Source organism: Pseudomonas khavaziana, assembly GCF_036704165.1.
Classification (GTDB): domain Bacteria; phylum Pseudomonadota; class Gammaproteobacteria; order Pseudomonadales; family Pseudomonadaceae; genus Aquipseudomonas; species Aquipseudomonas khavaziana.
This window is the reverse complement of record NZ_CP129946.1, coordinates 3,823,744-3,839,448: the sequence shown is the minus strand read 5'-3', so window position 1 is coordinate 3,839,448 and position 15,705 is coordinate 3,823,744. Positions and strand designations below refer to the sequence as shown.

General features: G+C 60.7%; 15 protein-coding genes. 11 read left to right on the top strand and 4 right to left on the bottom strand.

Features of this window, described 5'->3' with window-relative positions; genetic code table 11:
* Positions 1–112: 112 nt before the first annotated feature.
* The gene (locus QYQ93_RS16920; RefSeq protein WP_043050413.1) at positions 113–319 is read left to right on the top strand and encodes a hypothetical protein; all 207 of its coding nucleotides are present in this window, start codon (positions 113–115) and stop codon (positions 317–319) included.
* A gap of 157 nt (positions 320–476) precedes the next feature.
* On the opposite strand, the gene QYQ93_RS16915 is transcribed toward QYQ93_RS16920, so the two are convergent.
* From QYQ93_RS16915 to QYQ93_RS16905, 3 genes are all read right to left on the bottom strand, one after another.
* Positions 477–953, bottom strand: coding sequence for a hemerythrin domain-containing protein (locus QYQ93_RS16915; protein ID WP_338475100.1), 477 nt, complete (start codon positions 951–953; stop codon positions 477–479).
* Between the two features lie 389 nt (positions 954–1,342).
* On the bottom strand, positions 1,343–1,903 hold the full coding sequence (locus QYQ93_RS16910; protein ID WP_124400949.1) for a type 1 glutamine amidotransferase domain-containing protein: 561 nt from the start codon (positions 1,901–1,903) through the stop codon (positions 1,343–1,345).
* A 30-nt stretch (positions 1,904–1,933) separates the two neighbouring features.
* A complete protein-coding gene (locus QYQ93_RS16905) occupies positions 1,934–2,437 on the bottom strand; it encodes a DUF4142 domain-containing protein (RefSeq protein WP_043050416.1) in 504 nt (167 codons plus the stop codon).
* Between the two features lie 196 nt (positions 2,438–2,633).
* On the opposite strand from QYQ93_RS16905, the gene QYQ93_RS16900 reads away from it, so the two are divergent.
* The 4 genes from QYQ93_RS16900 (at position 2,634) to QYQ93_RS16885 (ending at position 5,276) form a co-directional block, all read left to right on the top strand.
* Entirely contained in the window at positions 2,634–2,858 is a 225-nt protein-coding gene (locus QYQ93_RS16900; protein ID WP_043050417.1) for a hypothetical protein, read from the top strand.
* Position 2,859: 1 nt separating this feature from the next.
* Positions 2,860–3,291, top strand: a complete 432-nt coding sequence (locus tag QYQ93_RS16895) for a hypothetical protein (protein WP_043050418.1) — start codon at positions 2,860–2,862, stop codon at positions 3,289–3,291.
* Positions 3,288–4,034, top strand: a complete 747-nt coding sequence (locus QYQ93_RS16890) for a DUF72 domain-containing protein (protein WP_235387852.1) — start codon at positions 3,288–3,290, stop codon at positions 4,032–4,034. Before QYQ93_RS16895 ends, QYQ93_RS16890 begins: the two co-directional genes overlap by 4 nt.
* A gap of 81 nt (positions 4,035–4,115) precedes the next feature.
* A complete protein-coding gene (locus QYQ93_RS16885) occupies positions 4,116–5,276 on the top strand; it encodes an alpha-hydroxy acid oxidase (protein WP_043050419.1) in 1,161 nt (386 codons plus the stop codon).
* A gap of 192 nt (positions 5,277–5,468) precedes the next feature.
* On the opposite strand, the gene QYQ93_RS16880 is transcribed toward QYQ93_RS16885, so the two are convergent.
* Positions 5,469–6,395, bottom strand: a complete 927-nt coding sequence (locus QYQ93_RS16880) for an alpha/beta hydrolase (RefSeq protein ID WP_043050420.1) — start codon at positions 6,393–6,395, stop codon at positions 5,469–5,471.
* 184 nt (positions 6,396–6,579) lie between these two features.
* Here QYQ93_RS16880 and QYQ93_RS16875 point away from each other — a divergent pair, with 184 nt between their 5' ends.
* The 6 genes from QYQ93_RS16875 (at position 6,580) to QYQ93_RS16845 (ending at position 15,620) form a co-directional block, all read left to right on the top strand.
* A complete protein-coding gene (locus QYQ93_RS16875; protein ID WP_338475099.1) occupies positions 6,580–7,167 on the top strand; it encodes an NUDIX domain-containing protein in 588 nt (195 codons plus the stop codon).
* A 471-nt stretch (positions 7,168–7,638) separates the two neighbouring features.
* Positions 7,639–8,814: an IS481 family transposase gene (locus QYQ93_RS16870; protein ID WP_338474990.1), complete on the top strand. Its 1,176-nt coding sequence runs from the start codon at positions 7,639–7,641 to the stop codon at positions 8,812–8,814.
* A gap of 946 nt (positions 8,815–9,760) precedes the next feature.
* On the top strand, positions 9,761–10,378 hold the full coding sequence (gene lexA, locus QYQ93_RS16860; protein ID WP_043051269.1) for a transcriptional repressor LexA: 618 nt from the start codon (positions 9,761–9,763) through the stop codon (positions 10,376–10,378).
* A complete protein-coding gene (gene imuA, locus QYQ93_RS16855; RefSeq protein WP_043051268.1) occupies positions 10,378–10,992 on the top strand; it encodes a translesion DNA synthesis-associated protein ImuA in 615 nt (204 codons plus the stop codon). The genes lexA and imuA overlap by 1 nt, the downstream gene beginning before the upstream one ends.
* 7 nt (positions 10,993–10,999) lie before the next feature.
* Positions 11,000–12,415, top strand: a complete 1,416-nt coding sequence (locus tag QYQ93_RS16850; RefSeq protein WP_338475098.1) for a DNA polymerase Y family protein — start codon at positions 11,000–11,002, stop codon at positions 12,413–12,415.
* Positions 12,416–12,548: 133 nt separating this feature from the next.
* Positions 12,549–15,620, top strand: coding sequence for an error-prone DNA polymerase (locus QYQ93_RS16845; protein WP_338475097.1), 3,072 nt, complete (start codon positions 12,549–12,551; stop codon positions 15,618–15,620).
* The last annotated feature ends 85 nt before the right edge of the window (positions 15,621–15,705 follow it).

Sequence of the window (15,705 nt, the reverse complement as noted above, 5' to 3'; positions counted from 1 at the left end):
GATCATCGACATGAGGGTGTAATCAACCCTGGGAGAAGGCAGCGTCGTTGAAATCGGATGGAACCCTGAGGCCAGATACTTGACCTAATGCATAGACCTCAGGAGGTGATTCATGCAAGTAGACTATATCTGGATCGTATTGGCGGTGATTCTGCTGCTGGCGGAATTGTGGGCAATCAACGTCGTATTGCGCAGCACCGGTGGCTGGGAGAGCAAGGGGCTGTGGCTGGTGATCCTGATCTTCGTGCCGTTGCTGGGCTTGATTGTGTGGGCGCTGTTCGGACCCAAGCGCGAGATGGCCTCAGCGCGTAAAGACTGAGGTGCAGGGTGGCTACATCCTATGTTTAACAATGCCCCGTATCGCTAGATACGGGGCATTGTTGTGATAGCGGTAGAAAAACCACAGCGCGCAGAGTTAGTGGGCCGCAGGCCTCTGATTACTTTTGCCGCCATGGATTGGCACTTTGCCTTGGACCTCAAGCGGCCAACGGTTTACTGGCGTGGGCCTTTTTATACGCCGCTCTCATCGCTTCCATTTCAGCGCCCAGTTCGTCAAGCACCGTCTTGCCGAGCAATTTCCTGGCCTGGGGAAACATTTCGGTTTCTTCCTCTTCGATGTGGTGCTCAAGCAACTCTTTGACTACTTTGACCCGCCCGGAAAACTCGGTGGATGATGGGTCGGTCTGCTTCAGGTCGGGCAGCACCAACGAGTCGACGGTGCGGTGCTCTTCCTTGGCTTCGTGGTACATGATGTCCTGCTCCTTGCCGCCGGCTTTGCGGAAAGCAGGGTAGAGGATTTCCTCTTCGAGCTGGGTATGCAGGGTGATTTCCATCTCGAGCTTGGCCAGCAACTCGGTACGCTTTTTAACCCCGCGCTCGGTGGATTCGCTCAGTTGGGTCAGCAGGGTCTTTACGCGTTCGTGGTCGGCTTTGAGAAGGTCGATGGCATTCATGTAGAACCTCACGGTAGTGGACGGGCGTGTCGAAATGCACGCCTCGTGGTCAGGCTATTGCATCAGGCGTACCAACTTTTGCTTCTGAATATTTATGTTTAAAATCAATTATTTATAAGTTAAGCAATGCTTGGCTTTCGTGCAGCTTGCATGGTCGGGCTCCCTCAGGATTGCACAATGCTGCCTAGGGCCAAATGTGGGAGGGGCTTGCCCTGATGCCGGCCAGTTAAGCGAACGAAATGCTCAAAGCAGCGCAGGTCAATGTGGGAGGGGGCTTGCTCCCGATAGCAATGGGGCAGCGAAAAATAGGCTAGCTGACCCACTGCTATCGGGAGCAAGCCCCCTCCCACATTTTCATCTCCAGCGTCCTGGAGATTTTTATCTGGTGATCAGCCGGCGACAGCCTTGGCAATCGCCTCGTTGAACGCCGGCAAGTCGTCCGGCGTACGTGAGGTGATCAAGGTCCAGCCGTTGGCCTTGCACTCCTTGACCTCGGCATCGACCACGCCTGCGGCACCTGCGTTTTCAAGGTCGATGCGCACGCTTTTATAGGCAGTCAGGGTCTTGCCCTTGACCACGCCGGCATCGATCAGCGCCCATGGCCCGTGGCAAATGGCCGCGATGGTTTTGCCGGCTTCGGCGAAGTCCTTGATCAGGCGCAGCGCTGCGGCATCCTGGCGCAAGGTATCGGCATTCACCGTGCCGCCCGGGATGACCAGCGCATCGAAGTTGCCGCTGACCACATCCGACAGTTGCACGTCGGACTCCACGGTGCCGTCCTTTTCGGTATCGCCGACAAAGGTCTGGGTGGTACCGCCTTTGCTGGATGCGTGGGTCACGGTGGCACCGTAGCCACGCAGGGCTTCCAGAGGCTTGAGCAGCTCGTCGCGCTCGATACCGGTATTGGAGGTGATGATCAGGATTTTCTTACCGTTGAGTTGAGCACTCATGAGCGGATATCTCCTGTGTGGGTGAGTGAATTACTTGGCGTATTTACTTTGCAGCTCCTTGGCCATTTTCAGGTGTTTTTCCAGGGTCGGCAGCTTCTCGCTGGCAAAAGCCTTCAGCTCGGCGTTGTCCGAGGAAGTCGATTCTTTCTTGAACAGTTCGACGGCTTCTTCATGGGCATTGACCTGGTTGTTGGCATAAGCCTTGTCGAAAGATTCGTCGCGCATCTCGAGGATGGCTTTCTTGGCCTTGTCCATGAGCGCGGCATCATCCGGCACTTCAAGATCATGTTTCTTGGCCAGTGCCATCAGTTCCTGGTTGGCCTTGGTGTGGTCGTCGACCATGTGCTGGGCGAAGGTCTTCACGTCAGCCGAACTGCTTTTTTGCAGGGCCAGTTTGCCGGCCTCGACTTCGGTGATACCACTCTGCGCAGCCTTGTCGACGAAGTCATTGGAGGTCGCCGCCATGGCAACGGAAATCGAACCCGCAGCCAGTGCGAAGGTCAGGCCCATCTGTTTCATCAGCTTGCTAGTCATGGTGAATCTCCTTATGGATGACGTGATGTCGTTACCTGAGTGTTGAGCCGGCGGCCGCGCAAAAGGTTTAAATTTTTTTTGCGTTTTTTCGCCAGCGGTGACGAGGGCAATTTCCTTGAACTATCGAATTACGGCGGGCTCTGCTGCATAAGTGCCTGCCGATTTTCGCAGGCTCGCATCTGCCAGGAGAGACACCGTGACTGACGCTAAAACTGCCGACAAAACCCCCAACCCCATCAGCTCCGAAGACGCCCAGACAGGTGCCGCAAAACCCGTCAAGGGACAGACCCTCGGGCATCCGGACCCAAAGACAGAAACCGTCGACAAGGTCCTGACCCCGACGTCGATCAAGGACACCGAGCGCCAAACCGACGCCATCAATGAGCAGGCCGACAAGGCTGAGCGCAAGCTGGATCATTGAGATGGCCAAGTCGATCACGGCGTCTGAACTGGGTATCGAACTCAAGCCCGATGATGACGCCAGCCTGTTTAAATGGTTTATTGCCAGCTTTCTAATGGGCAAGCGTATCCAGGCGCCGATTGCGGCCCAGGCGTATCGGGTGATTATCGAAGAGGAGGGCCGCGATACCGCGCGCAAGCTGCAGCATTGCACCTCCCGTGAACTGGTTTCGATGTTGGGGCGTGCCCACTACGTACGTTACGACGAAACCACTGCCCAGCGCCTGCTGGACCTGAGTGCCAAATTGAATGCCGAGTACGCGGGCAAGATCACCCAGATCAAACACGCCAGCGAGGATCGTCACGCCTTCGAACAGCGCCTCGGCGAGTTTGACGGGGTCGGGCCCAAGACCATCGAGATTTTCATGCGCGATGCAGCCAAGGTGCTGTTTTGACGGCACCTGTGTATGTGGGATGTGCGGGGTGGAGCCTGCCGCGCGAACACTGGGCGGCGTTTGTCGAGGAGGGCACTCATCTGCAGCGCTATGCCTCGCGTTTCAACGCGGTGGAAATCAACAGCTCGTTTTACCGTGCGCACCTACCCAAGACCTATGCACGCTGGGCGCAATCGGTGCCATCGGCATTTCGTTTTTCGGTCAAGGTGCCCAAGCGCATCACCCATGAACTGCGCTTGCAAGGGTGCGCTACCGCGCTGGATGAATTTCTTGAACAGTGCCTGCACCTGGAGCAGAAGTTGGGTTGCCTGCTGGTACAGCTGCCGCCTTCGTTGCGCTATGAACCGGCGTTGGCCACAGGTTTTTTCATTGCACTGCGCCAGCGTTTTGCCGGCGCCGTGGTGCTGGAGCCGCGTCACCCCAGTTGGCTCGATGCCGAGGCCATGTTGCTGGACATGCAGATAGGCCGGGTAAACGCCGACCCGGCCGTGATCGACCCGGGCGCCGGCTGGCAAGGCGTGCAGTATTGGCGCTTGCACGGCTCGCCGCGCATTTATCACAGCGCCTACGGCCCGCAGCGTGTGCAGGCCTATGCGCGGTTGCTGGAGTCGTCGGCTGCGGCGGGTGTTCCCACTTGGTGCATCTTCGATAACACGGCCAGCGGCCATGCGGTGATGGACGCTCTTTTGATGGTGAACAGCGAACATCTGGCTATGTCGCACGCGGCACCTCTTAGCCAATAAAACCTTGGTTGCGAGCCAGTGGTTGGCTGCGCAGCCGATCGCCGGTTAATCTCTTCCCTCAGTTCAGGGAGAGGTGACCCGATGTCGTTGATCACAACCATCGAAGACTTACGCAAGCTGGCGCAAAAACGTGTGCCACGGATGTTCTACGACTACGCTGATTCCGGCTCCTGGACTGAGAGCACCTATCGCGCCAATGAGCGTGATTTTGCGCGCATCCAATTCCGCCAAAGGGTGGCGCGTAATATCGATGAACGCTCGATCCGCGCCACGATGATCGGCCAGGACATGGCCATGCCCGTGGCCCTGGCGCCCACCGGCCTGGCGGGCATGCAGCATGCCGATGGCGAGATCCTCACCGCCCGTGCCGCTGCCGCATTCGGGCTGCGCTATACCTTGTCGACCATGAGCATCTGCTCCCTGGAAGACATTGCCGAGCATGTTGGCCAGCCGTTCTGGTTCCAGCTGTATGTGATGCGCGACCGCGGGTTTATCGAGCGCTTGATCGAGCGTGCCAAGGCCGCGGGGGTGGATGCGCTGGTGCTGACCCTTGATCTGCAAATCCTCGGGCAACGCCACAAGGACTTGATCAATGGCCTGTCGGCACCGCCCAAGCTGACCCTGCCGAATATCCTCAACATGATGACCAAGCCGCGCTGGGTGATGGGCATGCTCGGCACCCAGCGCCGTGGTTTCGGCAATATCGTCGGGCATGTGAAGGGCGTGGCCGACATGAGTTCGCTGTCATCCTGGACCGCCCAGCAATTCGACCCGCGCCTGAGTTGGGACGATGTGGCATGGATCAAGAAATGCTGGGGCGGCAAGCTGATCATCAAGGGCATCCTCGATGTGGAGGATGCGCGGCTGGCCGCCGATTCCGGCGCCGATGCGCTGGTGGTAAGCAACCACGGCGGTCGTCAGCTGGATGGCGCGCCGTCGAGCATCAGCCAACTGCCGGCAATTGTCGAGACCGTGGGCAAGCGCATTGAGGTGTGGCTCGACGGTGGCATTCGCTCCGGCCAGGACGTACTCAAGGCCATCGCCCTGGGGGCCAAGGGCACCATGATCGGTCGCCCGCACTTGTATGGCCTGGGAGCGATGGGTGAGGCGGGCGTGACCAAGGCGCTGGATATCATTGCCCGAGAGTTGGACGTGTCGATGGCGCTGTGTGGCTATAACGATATACGTGATGTGAACCGCGAGATTTTGCTGCCCGGGAGCTTTCCTGAATGTGTTGCCTGAGCAAAAAAACCGTAAAAATATAAAAAGAGTTGTCCACGAAAACCGTGGGTATCTCTGTGGATAACTTTACGAAGACCCGGCAGCATTGGCGATTTCAATGCAGGTCATTATTTGATCAACTTCTGTTACGGGCCAGCATGGGCAGGGTTTGCGCTTGACAGCCAAGCGCGAACCCAGTGCCGAAAAGCCTGTTTATGACGCGTTGTCGCGCGCTGTGGAGTGACTCACCACCGGGTCGGGCATCTTGGTGCGCATCAGTCTGTCCAGTGCCTGGCCATAACTGCGCCCGGCCAGGCTCATGCTGTTGTTATGGCTGGCGCCCGGTACCAGCAACAGATGCTTGGGCTCCTGGGCGGCTTCAAACAATTGTTGGCTGAAACGCGGTGGCACGTAACGGTCGTCGAGGCCATGAACCACCAGCAACGGCATGTGGATGTCGGCAATCTTGTCGATGGAGTCGAACTTCTGTGACAGCAACCAGCGCACCGGCAACGAGGTATTGCTGACGGCTGTGGCCACATCTGCCAGGGAGGTGAAGGTGGACTCGATCACCAGCCCGCGTACCGGCAGCGGCGCCTGCTTGCCCAGTTCGGCAGCCAGGTCGATGGCCACCGCGCCACCCAGGGAATGCCCGTAGATCAGGCGCTTGCCGGGGTCCGGTTGCAGGGTCTGGAAGCGCTCCCAGGCGATGCGTGCATCCTCGTACACCGTGGTTTCCGAAGGCAGGTCGCCAAGGCTTTGACCAAAGCCGCGATAGTCGATGGCCAATACCGAGAAGCCCAGGGCATGCAATTGTTCGATGCGAAACAGCTGGCCTGTGAGATTCCAGCGCACCCCGTGCAGGTAGAGGATGGCCGGCGCATCCTTGTTCGCAGCCGGGTACCACCAGCCATGGATGTTCTGTCCCGATTTGAAACTGGCAGGCCTGAGTTCGAACTCCTGCACCGCCTTGGGCAGGCCGGTGTACCAGCCGGCAGTCCCCGGCTCGATGCGAAATACCAGCTCGCGTTCCTTGTGTTGCAGCACAGCGCAGCCGACGGGCAGGCCGACGATCAGCGCAGCCATGCACAGCAAGGGCAGCCAGCGCAGGCCCAGGCGGGCGATAAAGCGAGAAGACATGAAAGCTCCAGGACAAAAGCGAAGCACGGGTTTTACCAGATGGCCCGAGCGCGCAGGCATTAATGCGACGGTTGTAGCAGAGCAAAGTGTTACAGCATTGAACAATCCAGGCGCAGGTTGTTAGGGTGGTCGGCTCAACGGCAGCCATCGCCACTGAACCTGTTCCCACCTGCATAGGCCCACTATGGACAACAGCCCCGTTCGCATCACCGCCGAAGAAACCCTCTCGGACAGCTGGTACCTCTTGAAAAAATACAGCTTCGACCTGCGTCGCCGGGATGGCAGCTGGCAAGCCCAGACCCGCGAGGTATACGACCGCGGCAACGGCGCGACGATCCTGCTGTACAACCGCGGGCAACGCACGGTGCTGTTGATCCGCCAGTTCCGCATGCCCACCTTCGTCAACGACTACCCCGGCTACCTGATCGAAGCGGCGGCCGGGTTGCTGGATAACGCCAGCCCTGAAGAACGCATTCGCCTGGAAGCCGAGGAAGAGACCGGGTATCGCGTGGGGCATGTGGAGAAAATCTACGCGGCGTTCATGAGCCCCGGCTCGGTGACTGAGCGGATTCACTTTTTCATGGGCGAGTATCAGCCAGGGGATCGGGTGGGTGCGGGCGGTGGCCTGGCGGAGGAGGGCGAGGATATCGAGGTGCTGGAACTGGGTTTCGAGCAGGCACTGGAGAGGGTGCAGAGTGGGGATATTGTGGATGGCAAGACGATCATGTTGTTGCAGCATCTTGAATTGCGGATGCTGAAAGAAGGCTGGTGAGGGAGCTTGCTCCCGCAGCGGCCTGACAGCCGCCGATGATCCCACTGATGCGCCCGCGATCCAATGTGGGAGGGGGCTTGCTCCCGATGAGGGCGTATCAGGCAACGCATCTGGGACTGACCCACCGCCATCGGGAGCAAGCCCCCTCTTATCAAACTTCAAATAATCTACTGATTTTAAAGAGTTAAAATTTAGTCTTAACACTGGATATTTTGGAGGCGGCCCGGGTTGCTGCGCGACGGCGCCACGTCGACGATGTGACCGGGTTGTTGGGTTGTTGGGGCGAGTACATATCCGTTGCTTAGGTAACGGCCACTATAGGTTCCGCCCTTACGGCGGCTCACTTTTGAAAAGCGCAAAAGTAAGCAAAACGCTCTTGCCGGTATGACTCACCCACATGGGTTACAAATCAGTTCACGCACATAGGTAACAGTTATTAACTAGCACGGTTGACTTCGAGAGGATCTGACCGTGCCCTGGAAAGAGCTGAAACCAATGGATCTTAAAGTGATGTTCATAGCCTCCTATCTGGAGGGCAAACACACCTTTAGTAAACTGTGCAGCGACTATGAAATCAGTCGAAAGACTGGCTACAAATGGGTCGAACGATACGAATCTGAGGGGCCAGGCGGGCTTGAGGAGCGCAGTCGTTGTCGACACAATCAGAGCTATGTAGTGCCCGTCGCCGTCAGGCAGGCAATCATTGAGCTTCGCTCTATCGGAGAAACGACTCCAGGACCGAAGAAAATCCAGAATGACTTGCTCAAGCGTTTTCCGGATCAGGATCCACCGTCAAAAACGACCATCTACAACATCCTCAAAGCTGCTGACCTGATTACGCCCCAACGCATTCGGCGGCGTGTAGCGGTCTACCCCAAACCCTTGAGCAAGGCGGAAACGCCCAATCAGCTTTTCAGCGCTGACTATAAAGGCCAGTTTCTGACAGGCGCGGGGGTGTGGTGCTATCCGCTGACGATCATGGATCACGCCAGCCGTTTCCTACTGGCCTGTCAGAGCATGCCCAGCACTAACCTTAAGGAAACTCAACAGACCTTTGAACGGGTTTTTCGCGAGTACGGTTTACCGGAACGCATCAGGACAGACAACGGCGTGCCATTTGCTAGTACGGGCCAGGCCGGCTTATCGCAGCTGTCGATCTGGTGGCTGCGGTTAGGGATTATTCCTGAGCGAATTGAACCCGGCAGACCAGATCAGAATGGGCGTCACGAACGCATGCACCGAACGCTGAAAAGCACCCTGCCACAACCGCCAGCGATTCCTTGGGAGGCTCAGCAGAAACACTTTAACCGTTTTATGCAGCACTACAATTACGAGCGAGGGCACGAGGCGCTTGATCAAAAAACGCCTGCTTCCTGCTATTCGCCCTCGACCCGGGCTTACCCAGAAAAGCTACCCGAAATGAGTTATCCAAGTCACATAGAGTGTTACCTGGCTGACAGCAATGGAATTATCAATCGATCAGGTCTGCGGATTTACATCGCTAATGTGCTTAAGCATCAGACCATTGGAATGGAGATGATTGGTGAGGATATATGGGAGGTGATCTTCGGTCCGGTGATCCTAGGCCGGGTCTATGCTAGAGAGGCAAAGAACGGGTACGTTTCGATAAAAGTGTCACCTATGTAGAGATACTTTTTTGTAACCCATGTGGTTGTCCCGTACATGCCCCACCACTCGGCACCTCGCCCGGGCTCGGTGTGCCCTCACTCCGGCTTGAATCCGTGGGCCGCCGTCATGGGCCATCCTTGGCCCAGGACGGCTAACCCGGCGTCCTGCCGGGTTACCCACGGATTCAAGCCTGCGTTCGGCCAGCGTGGTTTAACGGGGCGCCTGAGATCAAAAGCGACTCGCTGCGCATCGCAGATACGCTGGCGGCGCTTCTGCTTCTCTCGTAGGAGCGAGCTTGCTCGCGAAAAACCTGAGAACGCCGCGTTCTGTCTGGTTTCCCGCGTCATCGTTAACGACCTTCGCGGGCAAGCCCGCTCCCACAGGGGTACGCGCACGCTTCAACGATCAGGTCGGCTATAAGGCCGCCTCGCTGTGTTTTTGATCTCAGGCGCCCCGTTAAACCACGCTGGCCGGAATTCGACGGGGATTTGGGGGGTAAACCGGCAGGGATGCCGGTTTAGCCGCCCCGCGCCATGGATGGCGCATGGCGGCGGCCCCCCAAATCCCTGTCGGATTACGGGCACACCGAGCCTAAGCGAGGTGCCGAGTGGTGGGGCAAGAGCGTTTTGCTTACTTTTGCCTGGGCCGGCATTCCGGCTTTTCAAAAGTGAGCCGCTGTAAAAGCGGAACCATAAGTGGCCGTTGCCCAAATAACGGATATGTACCCAGGACGAAAACCAACATCCTGCTCGGCTGTCAGGCCGCCACGGGAGCAAGCTCCCTAGTTTGCTGCGCGACAGCGTCACATCGAAGATGTGGTGGGGGCTCCCACATTTTTTACCGAGTGCAGCCAATCAGACCGTCATGAAATCAAGCCCCCATCCCAGATTCAGAGTCGCGCACCCACCTAGTTAACCCAACCCCGACTGACGGTAATTGTCAGAAATTTCCCAGAGGAGTACAAATGTACTCCATGACGACCCTGACCCCCCGCCGTACCGCCATCCTGACCTTTATCCGCGACCGCATCGCGCAACAAGGCCAGCCCCCCAGCCTCGCCGAGATCGCCGAGGCGTTCGGCTTCGCCTCGCGCAGCGTCGCCCGCAAGCATGTGGTGGCCCTGACCGACGCTGGCTTTATCGAGGTCAACCCCAACCAGGCCCGTGGTATTCGTCTGCTCAATCAACCCGCGCGTCCCGAGTGGCTGGATGTGCCTGTGTTGGGGCGAGTGGCCGCAGGCCGGCCCATTGGTGCCGATGCCGAGGTGCACAGCCGCTTGCAACTGGACCCTGCCACCTTCGCGAAAACCCCCGATTACCTGTTGCGGGTGCAAGGCGATTCGATGATCGAAGACGGCATTCTCGACGGCGACCTGGTGGGTGTGCGCCGCAGCGTCGAAGCCTTGAACGGGCAGATTGTGGTGGCGCGCCTGGACGGTGAAGTCACCATCAAGCGGTTCGAGCGCAGCGGCGACCGGGTTCGCCTGTTGCCACGCAATCCTGCGTATCAACCCATCGTGGTCGGGCCCGACCAGGACCTGGCCATCGAAGGGGTGTTTTGCGGCCTGGTGAGGCAAGGCTGATGGGCGCCGTGGTTGCCCTGGACTCGCTGTTCAATGGCGGGCGAGTCTGGAAGGGCCGGCCCGCCGCGCCACCGGCCAGCGTGCACCCTACGGGGCTGGCGACGCTGGATGCGGTGCTGCCCAGTGGCGGCTGGCCGGAAGCTGCCTTGAGTGAAATTCTGATGGCCAAGGACGGTGTGGGCGAGTTGCAGTTGGTACTGCCGACCCTGGCGCGCTTGTCGGCCCTGGGCGAGCGCATTGTGCTGGTGGCGCCGCCCTATACGCCGTACCCCCACGCCTGGCAGAACGCCGGGGTGGATGTGCGCAAGCTTTGCATCATCCAGGCCGAGGAGCGCGACGCATTGTGGGCGGTGGAACAATGCCTGCGTTCGGGCAGTTGTGGTGCGGTGCTGTGCTGGCCGCGCAAGGCCGATGACCGGGCCTTGCGGCGTTTGCAGGTGGCGGCGGAAACCGGCCAGACCCTGGCATTTGCCTGGCGCTCCTTGAGTGAGGCGGTCAATGCATCGCCCGCGGCATTGCGCCTGGCGGTCGAGGCCCGGCCCGCGCAAGTGCGGGTGCTCAAGTGCCGCGGCGGGCTGGCCCACCCGGCGCCGATTGCCCTGGCGGGGCATTGAGGTTGCCATGCGTTGGGTTTGTATTGTCTTCCCGCAATTGGCGCTGGACGGGGCCCAGCGTGTGCATCCCGAGCCCGACCAGCCGCTGGCACTGCTGGCCGGAACGCCGCAGCGGCGGGTGCTGCAAACCGTCAATGCCGCCGCCCGCGCACTGGGCCTGCGCCCCGGCCAATCCTTGACGGCGGCCCATGCCCTGGCCAAAAGCTTTGCCTGCGTCGAATACGATCCCCTGGAGATCGAGCGCCTGCAGCAGTTGCTCGCCGCCTGGGCCTACCGTTTCAGCTCCCAGGTCAGCCTGTATTACCCACGGGCCTTGTTGTTCGAGATCGAGTCGAGCCTGGGCCTGTTCGGGCCCTGGCCGCAGTTCGAGGCGCGTTTGCGCAAGGAGTTGGCCGAGCTTGGCTTTCGTCACCGCATCGTCGCTGCGCCCAATCCTGCGGCGGCAAGGGCGTTGGCGAACCTTTACGATGGCCTGGCCGTCGCCGATGACAACGCCTTGATGCAGGCCCTGGCGCTGCTGCCCATCGACCGTGCCGGCCTTGAACCCCAGGCCGCCACGGCCTTGTCACGCATGGGCCTGCGCACCCTGGCCCAGGTGCAGGCACTGCCCCGGCACACTCTGGCGCGGCGCTTTGACGCCAGCCTGCTCAAGCACCTTGACGCCTTGAGCGGGCAACGGCCGTTGGCCCTGGGTTTCTATCAGCCGCCGGACCAGTTCGATGCGCGCATCGAGTTGAACTTCGATGTGCAATCCCACCAGGCCCTGCTCTTTCCCTTGCGCCGCTTGACCGGCGACTTGTCGGCCTTCCTTTGCGGGCGCGACAGTGGCGTGCAGCGCTTCGACCTGCATCTGGAACATGCCCAGGCACCCGACAGTGTGATCAAGGTTGGCCTGCTCAGCGCCGAACGCGAGCCCTTGATGCTGTTCGAACTGGCCCGCGGGCGCCTGGAGCAGGTCCAGGTCACCTCGCCGGTGCGCGGCTTGCGCCTGGTGGCCGAGGACCTGCCGGTGTTCGTGCCGCAGCGCCAGGACCTGTTCGACGACCGCCCGCAACAAACCCTGCCGTGGGAACAATTGCGCGAACGCCTGCGTGCGCGCCTGGGGGATGACGCCGTGCAGGGCCTGCGTTTCCACGCCGATCACCGCCCCGAATGTGCCTGGCAAGCGGCGACCGACAGCCGACCATGTCCGAACTTGAGCAAGGTCCGGCGGCCCGGCTGGTTGCTGAACGAACCGACCTTGCTGAGCGAGCAGGGCGTGCGCATCCTGATGGGCCCTGAGCGCATCGAAACCGGCTGGTGGGATGGCGCCGATGTGCGCCGCGACTACTACCTGATCCAGACCCGCGCCGGCCAGCAAGGCTGGGCCTACCGCAACGTCGGGAACAGCGATGGGCTGTGGCTGCAAGGCTGGTTCGCATGAGCCTCCACAGGTCGGCTTCTGTAGGAGCGAGCTTGCTCGCGAAGGTCGTCAACGATGACGCTGGCATCCTGAAGGAACGCGGCGGCTTCACGTTTTTCGCGAGCAAGCTCGCTCCTACAGGAGTAAGTAGCGCATGAGTTACGCCGAGCTGCACTGCCTGTCCAACTTCAGCTTCCAACGCGGTGCCTCCAGCGCCCTGGAACTGTTCGAGCGGGCCAAAGCCCAAGGCTACAGCGCTTTGGCGATCACCGACGAATGCACACTGTCGGGCATTGTAAGAGCCTGGCAAGCGGCAAAGGCCGTGGACTTGCCGCTGATTATCGGCAGCGAGATGCGCCTGGAAAACGGCCTGAAACTGGTGCTGCTGGTGGAGGACCTCAGCGGCTATCAGCACCTGTGCCGGTTGATCACCCTGGCCCGGCGTCGCGCCGAAAAAGGCCGTTATCGCCTGCTGCAGGAAGATTTCGAGCAACCGCTGCCCGGCCTGCTGGCGCTGTGGGTGGCACAGGACGAGGACACCCAGGCCTCGATCCAATGGCTGCGCCATACCTTCGCCGAGCGCCTGTGGCTGGCGGTGCAACTGCATTGCAACCAGGACGACGAACGCCACCTGGAGCAGCGCCTGCAATTGGCCGCCAGCCTGCACATCCCTGCCGTGGCCTGCGGCGATGTGCATATGCATGCTCGTGGGCGTCGCGCCCTGCAAGACACCATGACCGCCATCCGCCACCACGTAACGGTAGCCGACGCCGGCACGCTGTTGCACCCCAATGGCGAGCGGCACCTGCGTAGCCTGGATGCCCTGGCCGGGCTTTACCCGCAAGCACTGCTGGACGAAACCCTGGCGATCGCCCGGCGTTGCACGTTCGACCTGAGCCAGCTGCGTTACCACTATCCGCGGGAGCTGGTGCCCAGCGGCCATGACGCCGCCTCCTGGCTGCGTGCGGTCACCGAAGAAGGCATCGCCCGGCGCTGGCCCAAGGGCGTCGATGCCAAGACCCTGGAACAGATCGATAAAGAGTTGAAGCTGATCAGCGAGCTGGGCTACGAAAGCTATTTCCTCACGGTGCACGATATTGTGCGCTTTGCCCGCAGCCGTTCGATCCTGTGCCAGGGCCGAGGCTCGGCGGCCAATTCGGCGGTGTGCTTTGCCCTGGGCATCACCGAGATCAACCCGAGCCTGACCAGCCTGTTGTTCGAGCGCTTCCTGTCCAAGGAGCGCAACGAGCCGCCGGATATCGACGTCGACTTCGAACACGAACGCCGCGAAGAAGTGCTGCAATACGTCTTCCAGCGCTATGGCCGCAACCGCGCGGCGTTGACGGCGGTGGTCAGCAGCTACCACGCGACCGGCGCGGTGCGGGATGTGGCCAAGGCCCTGGGGTTGCCGCCAGACCAGATTAATGCGCTGGCTGACTGCTGCGGGCGCTGGAGTGACGACGCGCCGCCCCTGGAGCGCCTGCGTGAAAGCGGCTTCGACCCGCACAGCCCACTGTTGCGCCGCGTGCTGACGCTGACCCAGCAATTGATCGGCTTTCCCCGGCACCTGTCCCAGCACCCCGGCGGCTTCGTGATTTCCGAATACCCACTGGATACCCTGGTGCCGGTGGAAAACGCCGCCATGGCCGAGCGCACCATCATCCAGTGGGACAAGGACGACCTCGACGCAGTGGGCCTGCTCAAGGTGGACATCCTCGCCCTGGGCATGCTCAGCGCGATCCGCCGTTGTTTCGACCTGCTGCGCCGTCATCGCAATCAAGACTTGAGCCTGGCAAGCATTCCCAAGGAAGACCCGGCGACCTACGCGATGATCAGCAAGGCCGACACCATCGGTGTGTTCCAGATCGAATCGCGGGCGCAGATGTCGATGTTGCCCAGGCTCAAGCCGCAGACGTTCTATGACCTGGTGATCGAAGTCGCCATTGTGCGTCCGGGGCCGATCCAGGGTGGCATGGTGCATCCGTATTTGCGCCGGCGGAACAACGAAGAACCCACGACCTATCCCTCGCCGGCACTCAAAGCGGTGCTGGAACGGACCTTGGGCATACCGCTGTTCCAGGAACAGGTGATGCAGATCGCCATGGTCGCCGCCGACTACAGCCCTGGCGAGGCCGACCAGTTGCGCCGCTCCATGGCCGCCTGGAAACGTCATGGCGGGCTGGAACCGCACCAGCAACGCCTGCGCGCCGGCATGCTCAGGAACGGCTACACCGAAGCTTTTGCTGCGCAGATTTTCGAGCAGATCAAGGGCTTTGGCAGCTATGGCTTCCCTGAGTCCCACGCGGCCAGTTTTGCCTTGTTGACCTACGCCAGTTGCTGGCTCAAGTGCCATGAACCGGCAGCCTTCGCCTGTGCCCTGATCAACAGCTGGCCCATGGGCTTCTACAGCCCGGACCAGATCCTGCAGGATGCCCGGCGCCATCGCTTGCAGATCCGCCCGGTAGATGTACAGGCCAGCGACTGGGATTGCAGCCTGGAACCCATCGACGGCCAGCAACCGGCGATACGCCTGGGCTTGCGCATGATCTCGGGGTTTCGCGAGGAAGACGCACGGCGTATTGAAGTCGTCCGCCAGCGGCAATGCTTCAGTGACATCGCCGATCTGGATGCCCGCGCCGGCCTGGATGCCCGCGCCCAGGCGCTGCTGGCGGATGCCGGTGCCTTGCGCGCCCTGGCCGGCAACCGGCATCAGGCGCGCTGGGATGTGGCCGGCGTGCACCAGCAGCTTGGATTGTTTGCCGGGCTGCCGAGTCCCGAGGAAGCGGTGGTGGCGTTACCCGCGCCCAGCTTAGGTGAGGACTTGCAGGCCGATTACGCCACGCTGGGCACGACCCTTGGCCCGCATCCCTTGGCCCTGCTGCGCAGCGAGTTGCGCAAGCGACGTTGCCGCAGTTCCCAGGAGCTGCTGGCGGTGGAGCATGGGCGCAACGTGAGCATTGCCGGGCTGGTCACCGGTCGCCAGCGCCCCGGTACGGCCAGTGGCGTGACCTTTGTCACCCTGGAAGATGAATTCGGCAACCTCAACGTGGTGGTCTGGCGTGACCTGGCCGAGCGCCAACGCCAGGCGCTGGTGGGCTCGCGGTTGCTCAAGGTGGACGGTCGCTGGGAGGCGGTAGGCGAGGTGCGGCACTTGATCGCCGGGCGCCTGACCGACCTGACACCGCTGCTGGCAGGGATCACTGTGCGCAGCCGGGATTTTCATTGAGCCCGCTGGTTTGTGCCCTCACGCTAATTCATCCAAGATGAAACCATCTCGCGCCGGTGCGCTCCAAAAGTTGCGATTGTCCTTT